This window comes from Amycolatopsis sp. NPDC058986 (assembly GCF_042741125.1).
Taxonomy (GTDB): Bacteria; Actinomycetota; Actinomycetes; order Mycobacteriales; family Pseudonocardiaceae; genus Amycolatopsis.
Window position 1 is genome coordinate 71,210 of record NZ_JBHYJW010000041.1, and the last position, 21,226, is coordinate 92,435.

The following is a 21,226-nucleotide window of genomic DNA, read 5'->3' on the forward strand; positions in this document are numbered from 1 at the left end:
GGTTCAGCCCTGTTCGGCCGCCCGGTTGAGCAGCAGCGCGCGTTCCCGCGCGTTGCCGGTCATCGCCGCGGCGCGCTCGAATTCGGCACGCGCGTCGGCATGCCTGCCCAGTTTCGCCAGGAGGTCTCCCCGCACACTCGGCAACAGGTGATACCCCTTCAACGCGGGCTCGTCGACCAATCGGTCCACCAGGTCCAGTCCTGCTTGGGGTCCGTACGCCATCGAAACGGCGACGGCGCGGTTCAGCTCCACGACCGGTGACGGCCGCAACCGCGCCAAACCCGCGTACAGCACCGAAATCCGGACCCAGTCGGTCTGCTCCGGCGTACGTGCCCTGGCGTGACACGCCGCGATCGCCGCCTGCGCCGCGTAGGGACCGTACGCCCCTTCGGCCAGTTCCTCGGCACGGGTGAGCGCGTCCAGACCACGGCGGATCAGCAGCTGGTTCCACCGCGAACGGTCCTGATCGAGCAGGAGGATCGGGTCCCCGTTCGCGTCGGTCCTGGCGGCGTTGCGCGACGCCTGGAGTTCGACCAGCGCCGCGAGTCCGTGCACCTCGGGCTCGTTCGGCATCAGACCGGAGAGCACTCGCGCGAGCCGTTGTGCCTCCTCACACAGCGCGGGACGCATCCAGTCGTCGCCGCGCGTCGCCGAATAGCCCTCGTTGAAGATCAGGTAGATGACTTCGAGTACCGAAGACAGCCTGTTGATCCGCTCCTCGCCCTCGGGAACCTCGAACGGGACGTTCGCCTCCGCGAGCGAACGCTTCGCCCGCACGATCCGCTGGGCGATCGTCGATTCCTTCACCAGGAAGGCCCGCGCGATCTCGTCGGTCGTGAGCCCGCCGAGCATCCGCAACGTCAGCGCGACCCGTGCCCCGGTGTTCAGCACCGGGTGGCACGCGGTGAACACCAGCCGCAGCAGATCGTCCTCGATGCGGTCGTCGAGCACGGCGTCGAAGTCCGGCAGGACGCCCTCGCCGAGCTGTTGCTCGCGACCCAGCTCGTCGAGTTTCCGCTCGAAACGTTCGTTGCGGCGGAACAGGTCGATGGCGCGCCGCTTCGCCGTGGTCATCAGCCACGCGCCGGGATTGCGCGGGACGCCCTCGCCCGGCCACTGTTCCATGGCCGCGACCAGGGCGTCCTGCGCGAGTTCCTCGGCGAGGCCGACGTCGCGGACCATCCGCGCGAGCCCCGCGATGAGCCGCGCCGACTCGATCCGCCACACCGCCTCGATCGCTCCGCGAGCATCGGTCGCCGTTGCCGTCACGACGCCATAAGACAGCGTCGCCGCGGCCAAGGCAAGCGGGTCAGAACTCCGCGATCGGCCGGATCTCGATCTCCCCGTCCCTGCCCTCGGGGTTCGGCACCCGCTTCACCAGCTCGACCACCTCGGCCATCGAGTCCGCCCGCAAGATCCAAAACCCGGCGATCAGTTCCTTGGTCTCGGCGAACGGACCGTCCGTCACCTGGGGCTCGGCGTCACCGGCGAAGAACACCCTGGCGCCCTCGACGGTGGGTTGCAGTCCCTCGGCAAGCTCCAGCATCCCGGAACGGGCGAGTTCCTCGTTGAACTCGGTCATCGTCGCGAGTTCCTCGGTCGTGGGCAGCCGCCCCGCCTCGACCTCCGGATCGCCCTTGACCAGTACCGCGAACCGCATGCCGTTACCGCTGCTCGGTCGCCGCGCGGAGCCGCTCCTCGGCTTCGCGGATCTCCGGCGTCATGTTCTCGCCGAAGTCCTCCGGCTCGGCGACGCGCCGGATCTCGATGGTGTGGTGGGCGCCGTCGGTGTTCGGCACCCGCTTGACCCACTCGACGACCTCTTCCTTCGACCGCACCTGGAGGATCCAGAAGCCCGCGATCAGCTCCTTGGTCTCGGCGAACGGGCCGTCGACGACCTGCGGTTCCTCGTTGCCCGAGAACCGCACCCGCACGCCTTCCGAGCTGGCGGTCAGTCCCTCGCCGGCGAGCATGACACCGGCCTTCACCAGCTCCTCGTTGAACTTGCCCATCTCGGTGAGCAGCTCGGTGCTGGGCAGCTGGCCCGCTTCGGACTCCTCGGACGCCTTCATGATCACCATGAACCGCATGGGGTTACTCCTCTAAGTCGTTCTGGTCTTCCTGCTTCACCAACGCGTCGACCGGGCGGGCGCGGGATCGACACGACGGCTGAACTTTTTTCCACCCAGTTCGTCGCGCACGAAACTAGCAGGTCAGGCACCGGGGAACGGACAAAACTCACCCGGGTGGGAGAATCCGTGACCGTGGCGGCACTCCCCGAAGACCTCCGGTCCGCGCTCGACGGCGAACTCTCCCGGTATCCCCAGCAGCGGCTCACGCAGTCCGTCGAGCGGCTCAGCACGCGGTACCGGCAGGGCGGCGCCGCGAGCGCGCCGATCCTCGCCTCCGATGTCGACGTCGCCGCGTACGCCGGGTACCGGATGCCCGCGACGTACGCGGCCGTTCACGCGGCGCTCGCCGCGACGGCCGCCCGCACTCCGGACTTCGCGCCGCGTACACAGGTGGACGTCGGCGGTGGCACGGGCGCGGCCGTCTGGGCCGCCGCTTCCGTCTGGCCGTCCCTGGAGAAGGCGACGGTGATCGAGCAGGTTCCGGCCGCGATCACGCTCGGCAAGCGGTTGGTCGCGCAGGCGACGTCGGAATCGGTGCGGACGGCGGAGTGGCGACGCGGACTGATCGATCCCGGGTCGCCGCCACCCGAGGCCGACCTCGTCACGCTGTCCTATGTGCTCGGTGAACTCCCGGACCGGATCCGCGAGGACACCGTCCGGTGGCTGGCAGCGAAGGCGCGGACGGTCGTGTTGATCGAGCCCGGAACACCGGCCGGATTCGAACGGATCCGCGCCGCGCGGGACATTCTTTCGGCGTCCGGCGCGCACCTGATCGCGCCGTGCCCGCACGAACACGGCTGTCCGATCGTCCCCGGCGAGGACTGGTGCCACTTCTCGGCGCGGCTGTCGCGCACCGGGCTGCACCGCCAGCTCAAGTCCGGCACGCTCGGTTTCGAGGACGAGAAGTTCTCCTACGTCGCCGCGTCGCCGGAGGCCGCGAAGCTGCCCGAAGCGCGGATCGTGCGGCACCCGCGCAAACGCAAGGGCCTCGTCGTGCTCGACCTGTGCACCGCCGGGGCGACGCTGACCGAGACGACGGTTTCCAAGCGCCACGGCGCTCTCTACCGCGCCGCGCGCGACGTCGAATGGGGTGACGCCTGGCCGGACTCGTGAGCGTTCCGGCCGGTTCTTACCGGCGGGAACGCTCACGAGTCCTTTCAGGGCATCCGGACCGTCTTGAGAAACTCCCGCAGGAGCCACGGCCGCGGTCCGCGAATGACGACTCCGCGGCTCAACACCGCGCGAAGCTTTCCGATGCGGCCGAACATCATCGGCACCAGCACCGCGGGATCGAAGGAGAGCCGGACGTCGCTCGCGCCGTCCGGCTCCTCGACCGTGACGTGGCCGTGCTGAAGCGCCATGACCACCGGTTCCGTGTACGCGGACCGGAACTCCACCGCGATCCGGCGCGGGGATGGCACCGCGCCGTCGAGCAAAGTGCCGACACCGTTGCGCGTCATACCGATCAGGAACAGTTCGAGGAACAGCGCTTCGTCGGCCGACCGGATCGGCCACGAAACGCCCACCGCGCGGGCGATGTCGAGGCCGTGGATGAGCAACTCGTTGAGCAGGTGCGCGAGGACCCCGGCGACGGGGACGAGCGAACCGCCGAGCCAGGACACCGGTTTCTCCGGGTCGAGATCCGCGCTCTCGCGCAGGATCTCGTCGATGTCGGCGCGCAGGTTTTCGCTCAACCGCACCGGATCCCGTTCCCGGTACTCCCCGAACGCGAGTTCGTTCATCGCCGCGACGCTGTCGGTGCGGGCCCGCGCGATCGACTCCGCGAGCCCGGGCAGCCGCAACGGCTCGTCCGTGCCGCGGACCATGGTCGTGTACAGGAGCGCGATGTAGCCGACGTGTGCCGCGGTCTGCGTGATGTCCCAGTCCGCGGTCACCGCGGTGGCCGGGTCCGGTGCCCCGGTGACGAGGTCCGCGAACCGGGCGCCCGCCTGCGGCAGGGCCACCCGGACCGCGTCCCAGCGTTGTTGTGTGATCGCCACTTGTCTGCCCTCCAGCCGACGATCACAGTAATGTGGAGCGCGCGTGCCCGGATATCCGAAAATGCCGCGTTCCCTTTGATCACAACGGACGCCGGGCGAGCGCGGTCCGCAGCCGTCGCTTGGCGCGTTCGGCGCGACGCGCTTCGTAGGCGATCGGCAGATACCGCAGCCGCTCGGGCAGCAACGGCACGATCCGGGCGACGGTCCGGCCCAGCGCCCGGAGCCTGCGTTCGTCACGCGACGACCACGGGAGGCCGAGCTTCGCGCGAGCCCGCTCGGGCAGCGTGCCGACGGTGACGAAGTACTGGACGCGGCCGGGGATCAGTGCCACGACCCTCCACAGTGGATGGAGCGGCGTCGGCAGCTGGATCGGCGGCGGGATGTGCCGCGTGGTCTCCAGGAACGAATACGCCGTCGGATGCGCGACGAGGGTGTTTTCCATGATCTCGTCGAACCGGGCGAGGTATTCGTCGTACGTGGGCGGGATTTCCTTCTCCGCCACATGCAGATTCCGCATCAGCTGGACGATTTCCGCGTACAGCTGCTCGGTTTCCTCGCGGGTGTACGGACGGCGGGAGAAATACCGCGACGACGTCGTGAGCGCGTACGGCGCAGTGAGGATGATCCAAGCCCACGGCCCGGACGCGAGCGCGTGATGGGCGACGCCGTCCGCGTCGGTGGTGTTCAAAGTGGCGTGCATGCTCCGGAGCCGGTCGGCTTCGGAAAGCGCTTCCTCGCCGCCGTAGACCCAGGTCATGACCGACGCGATACTGCGCGCCGCGCGGCCGAGTGCGTCCGTGCGGTACACCGAATGCTCGGCGACGACCTCGCCGACGGTGGGATGCATGGTCTGCAGCAGGAACGCCGCCCCGGTGGACAGCGAGAACGTGACCAGCCCCTGCGTCTCCCACAGCAGACCGCCCGGCCCGAACGGACGACGTTCCGGCCGCGCGATGGCCGATCGCGGTTTCTCCTGCACCTCGGTCATGGCGCGAACCTCCTCGACGTGCGGGCACGATCATTGTGGGTACGACCGTCACCAGATATCTGGGGACACTGTCCCCCAGATACCATCCGGACGTCAAGATCGGAGGTGTCCGGTGTCCGAGCGGAACTACGCGGGCGCGACCGGCCCGCAGCGGAAGGCCGCGCGGCGGGCGGCGTTGCTGGACGCGGCGCTCGACCTGCTCACCACCGACGGCCCGGAAGCCATCACCGTCCGCCGCGTCTGCGCGCACGCCCGGCTGAACGACCGGTACTTCTACGCCAGCTTCGGCGACCGCGACGAACTGCTGCCCGCCGCGTGGGACGTCGTCACGGCCGACGCGCTGGGCGCGCTGACCGTGGCGATCGAGACCACGAAGCCGGACCCTCCTTCGCGCGTTCGGGCCGTCATCGAAGCCATCGTCACGTTCTTCGCGGGAGACAAGCGGTATGCGCGACTGCTGATCGAGTCGCAGACCACCGAGGCGCTGCGCCGCCGTCGTCACGCCAGCGTGCGACAGGTCGCCGACATCGTCGCCGAGCAGGGCCGCGAGATGCTCGGCGCCGCGGTCCCCGATCCGGTCGACCAGACGCTGGCCGCGCTGACCATGGTCAACGGCTGCCTCGACCTGCTCGTGACGTGGTTGCGCGGGGAGGTCGAGGTGACGCGGGAGCACCTCGTCGACTTCCTGGTCGCGATGATCCTGACCTCGAGCGACATCACCGCGGCCCTCCAGCGCGAACGACGGGGATGAAAGTCCCCTTCGGCAATCTGTCGATCCGGGCGGCGGCCGCTCGTATAGGGGGTGAGAATCCGGCACGGTGCCGGAGCCGACGAGGAGGAGCCCCCATGCAGCAGTACCTGCTCAGCATCTACCAGCCCGACGGCGAGCCGCCCGCGCCCGAGGTGCTCGAACCGATCATGAAGAACCTCCGCGCGCTGAACCAGGAGATGCGGGACGCGGGCGCGTGGGTGTTCAGCGGTGGGCTGCATCCGGCCAGTTCGGCGACCGTCGTCCGGGTGAAGGACGGCGACGTCCTGATGACCGACGGCCCGTTCACCGAGGGCAAGGAGCATCTCGGCGGGTTCACCGTGATCCAGGCGCCCGACCTCGACACGGCGCTCGGCTGGGGACGCAAGCTCGCCGAGGCGATCGGGATGCTCCCGATCGAGGTCCGGCCGCTGCAGGACGAATCCCCGGACGACTGCCGGCCGTGACAAGGCGTGAAACCACCGACGTCGAACGCGTCTTCGGCGCGGAGTACGGACGTGCGGTGGCTGTCCTGGTCCGCGTCTTCGGCGACATCGACATCGCCGAGGAGGCGGTCCAGGACGCTTTCGCCGCCGCGATCGAGAAATGGCCGACGTCGGGCGTACCACCGAGCCCGGCAGGCTGGATCATCACCACCGCCCGCAATCGCGCCATCGACCGGCTGCGGCGCGAAGCGTCCCGCGAGGACCGGCACGCACAGGCCGCGCTCCTCCACGCCGAGGACGAACCGGCCGAGGAGGGCCCCGTGCGCGACGACCGGCTCCGGCTCATCTTCACCTGTTGCCACCCCGCGCTCGCTCCCGCCGTCCGGGTCGCGCTCACCCTGCGGCTGCTCGGCGGGCTCACCACCGCCGAGATCGCGCACGCCTTCCTGGTGCCCGAACCGACCATGGCACAACGGCTCGTCCGGGCGAAGAACAAGATCCGGGACGCGCGGATCCCCTACCGCGTGCCCGGCGACGCGGACCTCCCGGATCGGCTGCGGGCCGTCCTCGCGGTGGTGTACCTGGTCTTCAACGAGGGATACACCGCGAGTTCGGGCGACCGGCTCGTGCGCGAGGACCTGTGCGCGGAGGCGATCCGGCTCGGTCGGCTGCTGGCCGAACTGATGCCCGACGAACCCGAGGTCTGGGGTCTGCTCGCGCTGATGCTGCTGATCGAGTCGCGCCGCGCGGCACGCACGACGTCCGGCGGCGACCTCGTCCTGCTGTCCGAACAGGACCGTGACCGCTGGGATCGCGTGCTCATCGCCGAGGGGCAGGGCATCGTGCGGCGCTGCCTGCGACGGGACCAGCCGGGGCCGTACCAGATCCAGGCCGCGATCAACGCCGTGCACAGCGACGCGCCGATCGCGGCGGCCACGGACTGGGCGCAGATCGTGACGCTCTACGACCAGCTCCTGACGTTCACCCCGACCTCGATCGTGGCGCTCAACCGCGCTGTCGCCGTCGCCGAGATCGACGGCCCCGCCGTCGCACTGTCCCTTGTAGACGAACTGGAATTGGCGAATTTCCATCTGTACCAAGCGATCCGCGCCGATCTGCTGCACCGGCTCGGCCGGGACACCGAGGCCGCGCAGGCCTACGACGCGGCCGTGGAACGCACCGAAAACGCCGCCGAACGCGCACTGCTGCGCCGCAAACGCGCGGCGATCGGTCCGTGAAGGCCTCAATGGACTTCAGCACCGAGTGTGCAGCCACGCCCGCGCCGCCTCGACGACGTCGCCGGGCGGCGCTTTCGCGGGAATGGACACGTCCGGCGCGATGGGACCGCCGTCGTAGACACGCCCCGTGCGATCGACGTCGCGGGCGATCGTCAGGATGATCCGCGCACCGTCACTGAGCGGGTAGATCTCGTTGGCGGTGGCGAATCCCGCGGTAGCCTGCCCGAAAGTCCGCACGCGATCCAGCCCGCGAAACGCGATCAAGGTCGCCTCGCCGGAACTGGCGGTGTTCGAGGAGGCCAGAACCGCCACCGGCGGTCGCGGGCGCGCGAGCCGCGTGGTGTTCGTCTCCGCTGCCACGACCTCCCCGCCCACGCTCACCCGGCCATCGCGCAGCACCCAATCGGTTCGCGTGCCGTCCGGCCCGGCGAACGCGCCGAGCGTCCCGTCGCCGAGCAGCGGCGCGAGCACGGTGAGCATCGGCCACATGTTGCCGCCGCCGTTGTCGCGAAGATCGACGATCCAGCCACAGAGCGCGGCGCTGTCCAACTGCCGGACAGCGGCGACGCCCGCCTCGAAGTACCGGCGTTCACCGGCCGGATCCAGCTGGAAATGGGGAATGGTGAGGTGCGCGACGCGCTCGTCTGCCATACCGCCCGAAGGCACTTCGATGACATCCGCACCGGGAGGCGTCATCGTGCCCGGCCTGCGGAGGAAGCTGTGCCGGTTGTGCAGTGCGGCGATGACGTACTCGATGGCCGGGTAGGTGTCCGCGGTGGTGGTCGCGTCTCCCGCCATCCGGAGCGCGTTCGCCCGGACCACCGGCCAGTCGACCCGGTCGCGGTCCAGCGCGTTCTTCCGAATCAGCGCGATAGCACCGTCCAGATAGGCATAAACGGCAGGAACCGGACGAGCCGTCGGTGCCGCGCCCGCGAGACCGGCGACCAGCACGACCGAAAACAGCAACCCCAGAAATCGCGTCACATCCCCAGCATGCCGAAAACCGCGCTACGCCCCCACTCGCACCGGAAGACGCCGATAGCCGCGCAGAACCCGCGTACCGCGTCGCGTCGGCGAGCCGTCCAACGCCAGATTGGGAAACCGCTCGAACAACGTCCGCAGCGCGGTGGCCCCTTCGAGCCGGGCGAGCTGCGCCCCGAGGCAGAAATGCGGCCCGGCGGAGAAGGCCAGGTGCTCACGGGCGTTGGCGCGGGTGGTGTCGAAGCGGTTCGGGTCGGTGAAGACGTCGGGATCGCGGTTGGCGCCGCCGAGCATGACGACCACGGCCTGCCCCTCGCGCACAGGAACACCTAAGACCTCTGTGTCCGCTTTGGACACTCGGAGCGTGACCTGCACCGGGGAGTCGTACCGCAGCACCTCCTCGACCGCGTTCGGCCAGCCGTCGGGTTCCGCCTTGAGCCGGTCGAGCTGGTCGGGGTGGGCGAGCAGCAGCGTCACGGCGTTGCCGATGAGATTGACCGTGGTCTCGAACCCGGCTCCGAGCACCAGGAGCGCGGTGACCCGCAGTTCGGTGTCGGTGAGCCTGTCCGAACCGTCGGCCGCCTCGATCATCCGGCTGAGCAGGTCGTCGCCGGGATTCCGGCGCAGCCGCGCGATGTGCTCGTCGAGGAACCGGTGCCCGTTCCGGACGGCCTCGGTGGCACGCCGGTAGTCCCGATAGGACAGTCCGGGTTCCAGGGACAGCGCGGCTTCGTTCACCAGCTCGACGAACGGCCGCCGCAGTTCTTCGGGGACGCCGAGGATCTCGGCGATCACGGTCACCGGCAACAGCGACGCGTAGGCCTCGATCAGGTCGACCGTGTTCTCGGCCGCGATCTTGTCGAGCATCTCGTCCGCGAGTTCCTGCACGCGGCCGGTGAGGGCGGTGATGGCCCTGGGGGTGAACGCGTACGCGACGAGCTTGCGGATCCGGGTGTGCTCCGGCGCGCTGATCGCCAGCAGCGACGGTGGATCGACCGGGCCGAGCGCGCGCGGGTCGGTCACGAGGTCGAGCAGCTTGTCGAGGGACTTCGTCGGCGCCGCCGCGGGCGCGGCCAGGAAGCGGTCGCCGCGCAGGATGTCGTTCGCGGCGGCATGGCTCGCGGTCCCCATGACGAACCGGCCGGGCAGCAGCGGTCCCCTGGCCCGGATCTCGTCGTAGGCCGGGAACGGGTCGGCCCGGCGTGCCGGGTCGACGACGCTGCGCGCGAGCAGATCGCCCTGGCGTGCCCCCACCCGGAGGGCGAGCCCCGCCAAGCCGTACTTGAGCACCCACGCCACGGCGGACCGCGTGGCCGCCACCGGGCGCGTCATCCTCGGCTCGAAACGGTGATCACTGCTGGTCATCGGACACCCCCGGGTCGGTCCGGCCAAGTGGATACTCGACAGTAGCCCCGGAAACCGGTGGGCCACCTCGCGCTGTGGTACCCAGTCGGCCTCCTACCACGGTCGGATACCCGGTGCCGACCACCGCAGCAAGACGGGACGCCCCGGGAGTTTCTACGCTGGGGCGGTGCGGGGAACTCTGGTGGACAGGTACCGGGCGCGGCTGGAGGACAGCCTCGCCCGCTACGACGTGTCCCTGCCCTGGTGGCTCCCCACCTGCACCACGGTGATGAACGCCGTCGGCGTGATCGTCGCGCTGGTGCAGCGGCACGCGCTGATCCCGCCGGCGCCGATCGCGCTGGCCGGGCTGCTGATCCTGGTGCGGTTCATGTTCTGGCCCGTCACCGGCAACCTGATCCCGCCGTGGCTGGGCGCGATCGCCGTCCTCGTCGGCGTGCCGATCCTGCTCACCGACCCGGTGACCCCGGACTTCGCGCCGGTCCTGCTGGTACTGCTCGCGACCGAGGTCGCCGCGATCGCCAGCCTCACGCTGGCCTTCACCGTGACCGGCCTGAGCATCGCGGAACTGATCGTGGCCCAGGTGTGGAACGGGCTGTCCGGCTATCCGGTGTACATCGTCGCGGTGCTGCTCGGGCTCAGCGGCGGGGTGACGCTCCGCTGGTACCACCGGGCGCTGAACGCCGAACGCGGCAAGCAGGACGCCGCGCGCGAGCAGGCGATCCTCGCCGAGCGCCAGCGCATCGCACGCGAAGTCCACGACGTGGTCGCGCATTCGCTCAGCATCACCCTGCTGCATCTGACCGGGGCCCGGCACGGCCTCCAGCAGGACCGCGACATCGACGAAGCCGTCGAGGCGCTCACCGAAGCGGAGCGGGTGGGCCGCGCGGCGATGGCCGACATCCGCCGGACGGTCGGGCTGCTCGCCAGCACGTCGACGGGCACGCGGCCGCTCCCCGGCATCGACGACATCGCCGGGCTGGTCGAGCGCACCCGCGCCGCCGGGCTCGACGTCCGGTACGAGCAGGACGGCGATCTGAGCGTCGTCGGCGCGTCCGCGGGCCTCGGCCTCTACCGCATCGCGCAGGAGTCGCTGGCCAACATCGCCAAGCACGCGCCCACCGCGGCGGCGCGCGTCCGCCTGCGTGTCGACGCGACGGGCACCACGCTCACCATCCGGAACACACTGCCCGCCGGGACGCCAACGGAGACGGCCAGCGGGTCCGGTATCGCGGGCATGAGCGCCAGGGCCACCCAGCTGGGCGCCGACCTCCGCGCCGGGCCCAGCGGCGGGCACTGGGTGGTCGAAGTCGCGGTTCCCAGCCCGCCACAACAGAAGTCCGAACAGAACGAACCCGCCACCAACGCCCGCCAGGAGGTGACGCCATGACCGAGACCGAGATCCGCGTCCTGCTCGTCGACGACCAGGAACTGGTCCGGTCGGGGCTGCGCCGCATCCTGCGCCGCCGGGACGGGTTCGTGATCGCCGGGGAATGCGGCGACGGAGCCGACGTGCCCGCGGCGCTGGCCGAGGGCGAAGTCGACGTCGTCGTGATGGACCTGCGCATGAAGGACGTCGACGGCATCGAGGCGACGCGGCGGCTGCGGCAGGCCGGCGCCCGTCCGCCGGTGCTCGCGTTGACCACGTTCGACGACGACGAGCTGCTGGCCGGCGCGCTGCGCGCGGGCGCCGCCGGGTATGTCCTCAAGGACTCCGCGGCCGAGGATCTGATCCGTGCCGTACGCGCGGTCGCCGCGGGCGACGCGTGGCTCGACCCGACGGTCACCACGCGCGTGCTCACGACGTATCGGCAGGCCCCGGCGCCCAGGTGCGGTGGCCCGGCGCCCGAACTGCTCACCCCGCGCGAACACGACGTGCTCCGCGCGCTCGGGCGGGGTCTGACCAACTCGGAGATCGCGGAGGCGCTGGTCATCTCCGAGCTCACCGTGAAGAGCCACATCGGCAGGATCTTCACCAAACTGGGGTTGCGTGACCGTGCCGCGGCGATCGTCTACGCGTTCGACCACGGCATCGTCACGCCTGGCTAGGACGGCCAAGAAATGACTATTCCGCGTTCCCTCGTGACCGAGCCTCGGCTGCGGTTCTCGGTGCTCGGCCCGCTACGGGCCTGGCACGGCGAAGAGCAGCTGGACCTGGGGCCGATCCGTCAGCAGGCGATGCTGGCGGCGCTCGTGCTGCGGCCGGACATGACCGTCAGCCGGGACGAACTGCTCGACGGCGTCTGGGGTTTGGAGCCGCCGGGCACCGGTGCCAAGGTCGTGCCCGTCTACGTCCACCGCCTGCGCCGCTGCCTGCAAGCCGCCCCGGAGGAGCTGATCGGGCGCAGCCGCGGCGGTTACCGGTTCGTCAGCGGTGATGTGTGGGTCGACGCCGCCCGGCTGGACGAGATCGTCGCCGAGGCCGGTGCGGCCGAGCGGTCCGGTGATCTGCCGACCGCGGTGGACCGGTACGCCGACGCTCTCGAACTGTTCCAGGGCGAGCCCCTCGCCGGGCTGCCGGGGCCGTTCGCAGAGGGGCAGCGGCTGCGGCTGGCGGAGCGGCGGATCTCGCTGGTTCAGGAGAAAGTGGACCGTCAGTTGCGACTGGGACGGCACGCGGACGCGGTCGGCGAGTTGTCGGCCCTGCTGCCCGCGTACCCGCACAGTGAGCCGCTCGCGGTGTTGTCGATGCGAGCCCTGTACGCCTCCGGCCGTCGTGCCGACGCGCTGGCCGTGTACACGCAGTTGCGCCGCCGTCTCATCGACGACCTGGGCGTCGAACCGGGCGACGAGGTGCGGCGGGTCCATCAGGATGTGTTGCGCGGCAACGACTCCGGCCTCGGAATCACCCTCCCGCCATCGACCGCTCCTCGGCCGTCCGCGCCGGTCAGCCGAGTGCGCGACGAGCTGCCCGCCGACGTCGCCGAACTGGTCGGCCGCAGCACGGAGCTGGCGCTGCTCACCGCGCCGAGCGATGCGGGGGCACCGGCGGTCGACGCGGTGGACGGCGTCGCGGGGTCGGGGAAGACCGCGCTGGCAGTGCGGGTGGCTCACCTCGTACGCGAGCGTTATCCCGACGGCTGTCTGTTCGTGGACCTGCACGGGCACACCGAAGGCCGGAAGGCGCTGACCCCGCACCGCGCGCTGCGGCGACTGCTGCGCGCGGTCGGCGTCGACGTCAACAACGTGCCGGACGACCTCGACGAACTCGCGGCTTCCTGGCGGGCCGCGACGGCCTCGTTGCGGCTGCTGCTGGTACTGGACGACGTGGCGGGCGCCGAGCAGATCCGCCCGCTGCTCCCGGCCGGGACGGGCAGCCGGGTGCTGGCCACCAGCAGGCGGCGGCTCGCCGGGCTGGACGTCGGCAGGCGGGTCTCCCTCGGCCCGCTCGCCCTCGACGAGGCCGAGGGACTGCTGAGCAGCATCGTCGGGGAGTCCCGCGCGGACCGGGAGCGCGACGCGGTGCGGGATCTGGCGCGGCTGTGCGGACGGCTGCCGCTCGCGTTGCGCATCGCGGGCGCGCGGCTGCAGAACCGTCCTATGTGGACGCTCGAATACCTGGTGACGCGGCTGGCGGACGGGGAACGGCGGCTCGGCGAACTGACCGCGGAGGACCGGAGCGTCGAGGGGGCGTTCCGGTTGTCCTACGAGCAGTTGCCGAGCCCCGAACAACGTGCCTTCCGCGCGCTGGGCCTGTCACCGACGCCCACGACCGACGGGCACGCGCTGGCGGCGATGCTGGGCTGGTCGCCGCGGGATGCCGAGCTGGCGTTGGAAAGCCTGGTCGACACCAGCCTGGTGCAACAGCCCAGTGCCGGCCGGTACCGGCTGCACGATCTGGTCGCGGTGTACGCGCGGCGCCTCGCCGAGCAGGACTCCGCCGACCTGGTGGCCGCGGCCCGCACCGGTGTCCTCCGGCTCTACCTCGCCGCGGGCCGCTACGCGAGCGACTGGGGCCCGGCCGGTTTCCCGACCGGGCCGGAGTTGGGACCGGTCCCGTTCGACGGCTGGCAGGACGCGGTGGCCTGGCTGGACGCGTCCGCCGGTGACCTCACCGACGTCGTCGCGTACGCGGCGGCGGTGGGCGAAGCCGACTACGCCTGCTGGATCGCCGACAGCCTCGTCCATTACCTCAGCAGGCAGGGCCGTCACCACGAAAGCCGCGCTGCGCTGGATCTCGCGCTGCCGCTGGTCGATGAGGCGTCCGACCAGCGCATGGTGTCGTCGCTGCGTACCGGCCTCGGTATCGCGTATGGGATGCAGGACCGGTACGAGCAGTCGCGCGCCTGGTTCTCCGACGCGCTGGCGATCAGCCGCCGGGCCGGTGACCTGCGCGAGCAGGCACGGGCACTGAACGGGCTCGGCGTGGTCGCGCGGCTGTCCGGCTGGTATCCCGAGTCCGTCGCGTACCTGGTGCGGATGCGGGAACTGGCGCTGCGGCTGGAGGACGACTGCCTCACCGGGATGGCGGTCAATGACCTCGGCGCAGTGCTGCACTGCCTCGGCAGGCACGAGGAGGCGCTGGACTGCTTCGGCCAGGCCATGCGCTACGCCGAGAAGGCCGAGAATCCGCGGCTGATCGCGAAGGTCCTCCGGTTCATCGGCGATCTGCACCTCGATCTCGACCAGCACCCCGACGCCGTCGCGGCGTTACGCCAGGCCGCCGAACTCGCCGAGCAGGTCGGTGACCTGCCGTTGCAGGCCTCCTGCCTGACCCGCTGGGGCTCGGCCGAACTGGGGCTGGGAAACCACCCGCGAGCCCTCGACCTGCACCAGCGCGCGCTCACCGCGGTCACCGACCAGACCAGCGTCGAGCTGGAGCGGGAGATCCGGCGGCGACTGGGCGAGTGCTACGTCGCGGCCGGGCGCTTCTCGAACGCCTGGGCACAGTTCCAGCGCGTCCTCGAACTCGGCAAGACACCCGGCCACTGACCCCGCTTTCCGTCCACTGTGGACTTCGCGAGGGCGGGAGAGCCGAAGGACGCCTTCAGTGCGTTGAGCGAGCTGAAGGACGCTTTCAGTGCGCTGGATGCACCGAAGGCGTCCTTCAGCACATCGAGGCAAACGCGGGCACGGCGGCAGGGCAAGGAAGCAGGGAGCCGGCAAGGGGGCTCGAACCCCTGACCTTCTGTTTACAAGACAGATGCTCTACCAACTGAGCTATACCGGCCGACGCCACCCCGGCACACGCCGAGGAGCACGCCCAGTATATCGGTGGACCGGTCGGCCGACCGGAGCGGCCGCCGGATGACCATCCCAGCCTTTGACGACGGCACGGTGCGTGAACCCCGGCAGCCGGTGCGTCCGGACGGGTGATCGTCTTGACTCTTCACTCAGGTCCGACACTGACCCGGCTATCGCAAGATCCCCTGGTCAAGGCGATCTTCAGGGCCGAAAGCAGGCCGCTGGAAGAGCCGTCGCGGATGATCTTCCCCGAACGTGGTGGACGCCACTTCCTGATCCATGCAACGGTCGGGGCAGGCCCGTCGATGGTCCCCCGGGAAACCCGATGAGCACGAGAGGAGGTGGCTGACGCATGAGTGTCAACGGCCGCGCCGAAGAGGACGCCGAGACGACAACGCACACCACGCAGTGGCCGATCCTGGAACCACCGCGGCAGCGTGACGGCAAGCAGCGTTCCAGGAAGAGCACCAACCGGACACATCGGCCCCTGTTGCGCCGACGCGCCTGGCACATCCTCGAAGCGCCCACCGCGGAACAGCCCGCGGTCGACTCCGACGAGGCGATCGGCCCCGCCCTGCCGGACGACGCGACGGTCAACTTCGTGCTCGACCTCGCGCTGCGCATCGGTGAGGTCCAGATGGCCAGCGGCGCGGGTGCCTCGGACGTCACCGCGACGATCCTCGCGCTCACCTCCGCGCTCGGTCTCCCGCACTGCGAGGTCGACGTCATCTTCACGTCGATCACCGTGACGTGTCATCGCGGCACCGAGCTCGAGCCGGTGACGGCGCTGCGCGTGGTCCGGTCCCGCAGCCTCGACTACACCCGCCTGACCGACGTCGAGATCCTCGTCCGCAAGATCGTCCGCGGGCACGTCGGCGCGGAGCAGGCCCAGGCCGAGCTGCGCCGCATCACCTCGGCGCCGCACCCGTACCCGCGCTGGGTCGCCACGCTCGCCTGGGGCGGGCTGGCCGGGTTCATCACGCTGATCATCGGCGGTGGGATCGACATCGCGCTGGTGGCGGTGGTGATCAGCGCCGCGATCGACCGGATCGGCAGGCTGCTCAACCGGTACTCGCTGCCGTTCTTCTTCCAGCAGGTGGTCGGCGGCCTGTTCGCGACACTGTCCGCGATGGCGATCGTCAACACCAAGATCCTCACCACCGATCAGCCGACGCTGGTGGTGGCGGCCGCGGTCACCGTGCTGCTGTCCGGATTGTCCACGGTGTCCGCGGTGCAGGACGCGATCACCGGCTTCAACGTCACCGCCGCGGGGCGCACGATGGAGACGGCGCTGATGACCGCCGGGCTGATCACCGGCGTCGTGCTCGCGCTGCGGATCGCGGTCATGCTCGAGATGCCGCGCACCCCGCTGCCCGAGGTCGTCAGCTCGACCCCGCAGCACCTGCCGGTGATCGTCGTCGGCGGCGCCGGGGCGGCCGCGTGCTTCGCGCTCGCGTCGTACTCGACGATCCGCGCGATGTTCGTCGCCGCGGCGGCGGGCGCGATCGGGGCGGTCGTGTACGGCGCGCTCATGCTGACGAAGTTCGACGCGGTGAGCTCGTCCGCGATCGCGGCGACGCTGGTCGGTTTCTGTGGCGGCGTCATGGCCAGGCGGCTGCGGGTTACCCCACTCGTGGTGGCCGTGTCCGGGATCACCCCGCTACTTCCCGGCCTGTCGACCTATCGTGGGCTGTACCAGCTCGGCGTCGAACCGGGCGGCAACATCTCGACGCTGATGACGGCGGTCGCGATCGGCCTCGCCCTGGCAGCGGGCGTTGTCCTCGGCGAGTACCTCGCGCAGCCGGTGCGCACCGGGCTGGGCAGGCTGGAACGCCGGCTGGCCGGTCCGCGGATGGCAGGGCCGCTCGAACCGGCGGAGAGGCGCCTGGAGTAACCCTTCGATCACCGGCTGGTCACCTGGCTCGCGATAGGGTTTCCCCCGGGCCGCGACCCGGGAAACGAGGGAGCAGCTGTGTCGGACGAGGCATTCTCCAACGAGGTACTGGCAGACCGGGGCACGAAGAACTCCGCGGATTTCGTGGTGGTGGCGAACCGGCTGCCGGTCGACCTCGAACCCACCGCGGACGGCGGGCAGCGATGGACGGCGAGCCCCGGCGGGCTCGTCTCCGCGCTGGAGCCGTTCCTCCGTTCCCGCAAGGGGGCCTGGGTCGGCTGGCCCGGCGTCCCGGACGTCGACGTCGAGGAGTTCGACGACGACGGGCTCGTGCTGCACCCGGTGTCGCTGACCTCTGCGGAGTACAGCGACTACTACGAGGGTTTCTCCAACGCCACGCTGTGGCCGCTCTACCACGACGTCGTGGAGCGCCCGGTGTTCGACCGCGCGTGGTGGAACAGCTACGTCAAGGTCAACCAGCGCTTCGCGCGCGCCAGCGCCGAAGTCGCCGCGCAGGGCGCGACGGTGTGGATCCAGGACTACCAGCTGCAGCTCGTGCCCGCGATGCTCCGCGAGCTGCGGCCGGACCTGCGGATCGGGTTCTTCCTGCACATCCCGTTCCCGCCGGTCGAGTTGTTCATGCAGATGCCGTGGCGCGCCCCGATCGTGCGCGGCCTGACCGGCGCGGACCTGGTCGGGTTCCATCGTCCGGGTGGCGCGCAGAACTTTCTGTGGCTGTGCCGTCAGCTGATCGGGCTCGAATCGACGCGCGGCGCGGTCGGCATCCGCACCCGGCCGGGCACCATGCAGGTCGGCGACCGGACCGTCCGGGTCGGCGCGTTCCCGATCTCCATCGACGCGAACGGCCTCGACACGCTGGCCCGCACGAAGGGAGTCGCCGACCGCGCCGCGCAGCTGCGCCGTGACCTCGGCAATCCGAAGACCGTGCTGCTCGGCGTCGACCGGCTCGACTACACGAAGGGCATCGACCTGCGTTTGCAGGCGTTGCACGAGTTGTTGCACGAAGGCCGTCTCCGGCCGGAGGACGTCACCTTCGTGCAGCTCGCGACGCCGAGCCGCGAACGCGTCGAGCACTACCAGCGCATGCGTGGCGAGATCGAGCAGATGGTCGGGCGCATCAACGGCGAGTTCGCGCGTGTGGGCCACCCGGTCGTGCACTATCTGCACCAATCGGTGGATCGCACCGAACTGGCCGCGTTCTTCTCCGCCGCCGATGTCATGGTCGTGACACCCCTGCGTGACGGGATGAACCTGGTGTGCAAGGAGTACGTCGCGTGTAGACACGATCTCGGCGGATCGCTGGTGCTCTCGGAATTCGCGGGCGCGGCGGCCGAGCTCAGCAGTGCGTTCCTGGTCAACCCGCATGATCTGGACGGGGTGAAGGACGCTTTGGTGGCTGCCATTACTCTCGACCCAGCCGAGGGCCGTCGCCGGATGCGCGCCATGCGTCGCCAGGTCCTCACCCATGACGTCGATCGGTGGGCGCGCTCGTTCTTGCAGGCGTTGGGTGCCGAACCGGTCGACTAGACCGATCCCCATACCCCCTGAGCTCTCCAGGAGGAGTGTTGACCGCCGAGGCACTGCCCGCCGAGCTACGGCGTGCGATCGTGCAGATCGCCCGTACTCCGCGCCTGCTGGTCGCCTGCGACTACGACGGCACGCTGGCTCCGATCACGGCCAACCCGGACGAAGCCCGGCCGCTGCCCGAATCGGTAGGCGCATTGAGGTCCCTCGCGGGCCTGCACGAGACCACCACCGCGGTCATTTCCGGCCGCGCCCTGCGTGACCTCGCGACACTGTCGCGCTTGCCCGCCGAGGTGAACCTCGTCGGCAGCCACGGGTCCGAGTTCGACATCGGGTTCATACACGCGCTCGACGCGAAGGCCCGCGAACTGCACCGCAGGCTTGAGGCCGAGCTGGAACAGCTGGTACTGGACGTGCCGGGGGTGTCGCTGGAGGTCAAGCCGGCGAGCATCGCCGTGCACGTCCGCCGAGCCGAGCACGAGGCGGGCCGCCGCGTGCTGGCTTCCGTACACAATGGACCGTCCACATGGGAGGGCGTGTCGACCACGGACGGCAAGGAGGTGGTCGAGCTCGCGGTGGTCCAGACCGACAAGGGGCACGCGCTCGACATCCTGCGCCATCAGGTCGGGGCGACGGCGGCGATCTTCCTCGGGGACGACGTCACGGACGAGAAAGCCTTTGCCCGGTTGTCCGGTCCGGACCTCGGCATCAAGGTCGGCGACGGGGAAACCCTTGCGCAGTACCGGGTTCCGGACACCGTCGACGTCGCGATGGTGCTGGCGTTCCTGCTGGAGGAGCGGCGGAACTGGCTGTACGGCGAATCGGCGCCGCCGATCGAGCGACTGTCCATGTTGGCCAATGAGCGTTCGGTCGCGCTGCTGACGCCGGACGCGAAGCTCACCTGGCTGTGTCACCCCGGCCCGGACGCGCCCGCGGTGTTCGCCGATCTGCTCGGCAGCGAGAGCGCGGGTCACTTCTCCATCAAGCCGCACCGCAACGGTCTTCCGCTCGGCCAGCGTTATCTGCCGAACACGATGACCGTCGAGACGCGCTGGTCACGCCTGCTCGTCACCGACTACCTCGAGCCGGAGAGCGCTCCACATCGGACGGACCTGGTCCGGGTCATCTCCGGTGAGGCGGCGGCCGACGTCGTGTTCGCCCCGCGCCCGGAATTCGGTGGCGTGCCGGTCACCCTGACCAAGGTCGAGGGTGGCCTGCGCGTGCTCGGAACGTCGGAGCCGTTCGCGCTGCGCTCGCCGGGTGTCGAGTGGACGATCACCTCGGACGGTCTGCACGACACCGCGACGGCGCTGGTACAACCGACCGCCGACGCGCCGGTGGTGCTGGAACTGCGCTGCGGCACCAGGGACACCCGCCCGCATGAACTGTCCGAAGTGGAGCGTCGCGATCGCGCGGGCCGGTACTGGAGCGACTGGGCGACCAAACTGCGGCTGCCCAGCGTGCAGACCGACCTCGTGCTGCGTTCGGCGCTGACACTGCGCGGGTTGTGCAACACCGACAGCGGCGGTGTGCTGGCGGCGGCGACGTCCTCGCTGCCCGAGGAGATCGGCGGCGTCCGGAACTGGGACTATCGCTACTGCTGGATCCGCGACGCGGCGATGACCGTGCGCGAGCTGGTGCACCTCGGCTCGATCGAGGAGGCGGAGGGTTACCTGCGCTGGCTGCACGGCGTTCTGTCCACTTTGGCCGGACCGGAACGGTTGCACCCCCTGTACACCTTGGCGGGCAGCGTGATCGGTGCCGAAGCGGTGATCGAATCGCTGCCGGGTTACTCGGGCTCGCGGCCGGTGCGGGTCGGCAACCTGGCGAACCACCAGGTGCAGCTGGACGTCTTCGGGCCGGTGGTCGAGCTGGTCGGCACCCTCGCCGAGGCGCGTGGCGAGCTGCGTGACGAGGACTGGCAGATGGTGCGCGCGATGGCCGAGGCCGTCACGCGGCGCTGGAACGAGGCCGACCACGGCATCTGGGAAGAGCGGCACGTGCCGCGGCACCGGGTGTACTCGCGCGTCATGTGCTGGGTGACGATCGACCGCGCGGTGAAGCTGGGCGAGAAGTACGGCCGCGGGATTCCCGGCGGCTGGCCCGCGCTGCGCGACCAGATCGCCGCCGACGTGCTGGAGCACGGCTGGAACGACGAGGTCCAGGCCTTCACCACCGCCTACGACGGCACGGATCTCGACGCGGCCTCGCTGTTCGTCGGCCTGACCGGCCTGATCGACCCGTCGGACCAGCGTTTCCAGCAGACGGTGACCGCGATCGAGGCGGAGCTGCGCAGTGGGTCCACTGTGTACCGTTACCGCCGCGACGACGGTCTGCCAGGCGGCGAGGGCGGCTTCCACATCTGTGCCGCGTGGCTGATCGAGGCGTACCTGCTCACCGGGCGGCGCACCGAGGCGCAGGAACTGTTCGACCAGATCGTGGCGGCGGCGGGCCCGACCGGCCTGCTCCCCGAGCAGTACGACCCGATCGCGGAACGCTCGCTGGGCAACCACCCGCAGGCGTACTCGCACCTGGGCCTGATCCGCTGCGCGAACCTCCTGGCCGAACACCCCGCCTGATTCTCGCGTTCGGCCTCCTTCACAGCGCTCAGCGCCGTGAAGGAGGCCTTCACTACCTTCCGCCCCCGGTGGCACGTCATGCCGTTAAGGCCACCTTACGGGCGTGTGACGCCCGTAAGGTGGCCTTAA

At 70.2% G+C, this 21,226-nt stretch carries 17 protein-coding genes and 1 tRNA gene; 10 read left to right on the plus strand and 8 right to left on the minus strand.

The genetic code is table 11. The features are described 5' to 3' along the window. Positions 1–3: 3 nt before the first annotated feature. From ACFW0G_RS30485 to ACFW0G_RS30495, 3 genes are all read right to left on the minus strand, one after another. Positions 4–1,182, minus strand: a complete 1,179-nt coding sequence (locus tag ACFW0G_RS30485) for an RNA polymerase sigma factor (RefSeq protein ID WP_378328896.1) — start codon at positions 1,180–1,182, stop codon at positions 4–6. A gap of 127 nt (positions 1,183–1,309) precedes the next feature. Beyond that, positions 1,310–1,660, minus strand: coding sequence for a YciI family protein (locus ACFW0G_RS30490; protein ID WP_378328878.1), 351 nt, complete (start codon positions 1,658–1,660; stop codon positions 1,310–1,312). 4 nt (positions 1,661–1,664) lie between these two features. After that, positions 1,665–2,090 carry a YciI family protein gene (locus tag ACFW0G_RS30495; protein WP_378328879.1) on the minus strand — a complete coding sequence of 142 codons (426 nt, stop codon included), beginning with the start codon at positions 2,088–2,090 and terminating at the stop codon, positions 1,665–1,667. Positions 2,091–2,246: 156 nt separating this feature from the next. Here ACFW0G_RS30495 and ACFW0G_RS30500 point away from each other — a divergent pair, with 156 nt between their 5' ends. Continuing rightward, the gene (locus ACFW0G_RS30500) at positions 2,247–3,245 is read left to right on the plus strand and encodes a small ribosomal subunit Rsm22 family protein (protein ID WP_378328880.1); all 999 of its coding nucleotides are present in this window, start codon (positions 2,247–2,249) and stop codon (positions 3,243–3,245) included. A gap of 44 nt (positions 3,246–3,289) precedes the next feature. Here the strand turns inward: ACFW0G_RS30500 and ACFW0G_RS30505 are convergent, their stop codons facing one another. Both ACFW0G_RS30505 and ACFW0G_RS30510 read right to left on the minus strand, forming a co-directional pair. Then, positions 3,290–4,132 carry a maleylpyruvate isomerase N-terminal domain-containing protein gene (locus tag ACFW0G_RS30505; RefSeq protein WP_378328881.1) on the minus strand — a complete coding sequence of 281 codons (843 nt, stop codon included), beginning with the start codon at positions 4,130–4,132 and terminating at the stop codon, positions 3,290–3,292. 79 nt (positions 4,133–4,211) lie between these two features. Next, entirely contained in the window at positions 4,212–5,120 is a 909-nt protein-coding gene (locus tag ACFW0G_RS30510; protein WP_378328882.1) for an oxygenase MpaB family protein, read from the minus strand. Between the two features lie 112 nt (positions 5,121–5,232). On the opposite strand from ACFW0G_RS30510, the gene ACFW0G_RS30515 reads away from it, so the two are divergent. The 3 genes from ACFW0G_RS30515 to ACFW0G_RS30525 all read left to right on the plus strand — a co-directional run bounded on the left by ACFW0G_RS30515 (position 5,233) and on the right by ACFW0G_RS30525 (position 7,552). Then, positions 5,233–5,871 (plus strand): TetR/AcrR family transcriptional regulator, encoded by a 639-nt coding sequence (locus ACFW0G_RS30515; RefSeq protein WP_378328883.1) that lies wholly within the window; start codon positions 5,233–5,235, stop codon positions 5,869–5,871. A gap of 95 nt (positions 5,872–5,966) precedes the next feature. After that, positions 5,967–6,335 (plus strand): YciI family protein, encoded by a 369-nt coding sequence (locus ACFW0G_RS30520; RefSeq protein WP_378328884.1) that lies wholly within the window; start codon positions 5,967–5,969, stop codon positions 6,333–6,335. Continuing rightward, complete coding sequence (locus tag ACFW0G_RS30525; protein WP_378328885.1) at positions 6,332–7,552, plus strand: RNA polymerase sigma factor; 1,221 nt, start codon at positions 6,332–6,334, stop codon at positions 7,550–7,552. The genes ACFW0G_RS30520 and ACFW0G_RS30525 overlap by 4 nt, the downstream gene beginning before the upstream one ends. A 15-nt stretch (positions 7,553–7,567) precedes the next feature. Here the strand turns inward: ACFW0G_RS30525 and ACFW0G_RS30530 are convergent, their stop codons facing one another. Both ACFW0G_RS30530 and ACFW0G_RS30535 read right to left on the minus strand, forming a co-directional pair. Beyond that, entirely contained in the window at positions 7,568–8,536 is a 969-nt protein-coding gene (locus ACFW0G_RS30530) for a S41 family peptidase (RefSeq protein ID WP_378328886.1), read from the minus strand. Between the two features lie 24 nt (positions 8,537–8,560). After that, complete coding sequence (locus ACFW0G_RS30535) at positions 8,561–9,898, minus strand: cytochrome P450 (protein WP_378328887.1); 1,338 nt, start codon at positions 9,896–9,898, stop codon at positions 8,561–8,563. A 166-nt stretch (positions 9,899–10,064) separates the two neighbouring features. Between ACFW0G_RS30535 and ACFW0G_RS30540 the strand changes: the two genes are divergently transcribed. From ACFW0G_RS30540 to ACFW0G_RS30550, 3 genes are read left to right on the plus strand one after another with little or no spacing between them, the layout of a single operon-like run. Further along, the gene (locus ACFW0G_RS30540) at positions 10,065–11,285 is read left to right on the plus strand and encodes a sensor histidine kinase (protein WP_378328888.1); all 1,221 of its coding nucleotides are present in this window, start codon (positions 10,065–10,067) and stop codon (positions 11,283–11,285) included. Continuing rightward, a complete protein-coding gene (locus ACFW0G_RS30545; protein ID WP_378328889.1) occupies positions 11,282–11,944 on the plus strand; it encodes a response regulator in 663 nt (220 codons plus the stop codon). The genes ACFW0G_RS30540 and ACFW0G_RS30545 overlap by 4 nt, the downstream gene beginning before the upstream one ends. Before the next feature lie 33 nt (positions 11,945–11,977). Next, positions 11,978–14,827: a BTAD domain-containing putative transcriptional regulator gene (locus tag ACFW0G_RS30550; protein WP_378328890.1), complete on the plus strand. Its 2,850-nt coding sequence runs from the start codon at positions 11,978–11,980 to the stop codon at positions 14,825–14,827. A gap of 165 nt (positions 14,828–14,992) precedes the next feature. Here the strand turns inward: ACFW0G_RS30550 and ACFW0G_RS30555 are convergent. Beyond that, positions 14,993–15,065: transfer RNA gene (locus tag ACFW0G_RS30555), tRNA-Thr, on the minus strand. Between the two features lie 366 nt (positions 15,066–15,431). On the opposite strand from ACFW0G_RS30555, the gene ACFW0G_RS30560 reads away from it, so the two are divergent. The 3 genes from ACFW0G_RS30560 to otsB all read left to right on the plus strand — a co-directional run bounded on the left by ACFW0G_RS30560 (position 15,432) and on the right by otsB (position 21,097). After that, positions 15,432–16,973 carry a threonine/serine exporter ThrE family protein gene (locus tag ACFW0G_RS30560; protein ID WP_378328891.1) on the plus strand — a complete coding sequence of 514 codons (1,542 nt, stop codon included), beginning with the start codon at positions 15,432–15,434 and terminating at the stop codon, positions 16,971–16,973. Between the two features lie 78 nt (positions 16,974–17,051). Further along, positions 17,052–18,521 (plus strand): trehalose-6-phosphate synthase, encoded by a 1,470-nt coding sequence (locus ACFW0G_RS30565; protein ID WP_378328892.1) that lies wholly within the window; start codon positions 17,052–17,054, stop codon positions 18,519–18,521. 38 nt (positions 18,522–18,559) lie between these two features. Then, entirely contained in the window at positions 18,560–21,097 is a 2,538-nt protein-coding gene (otsB, locus tag ACFW0G_RS30570; RefSeq protein WP_378328893.1) for a trehalose-phosphatase, read from the plus strand. Positions 21,098–21,226: the final 129 nt, after the last annotated feature.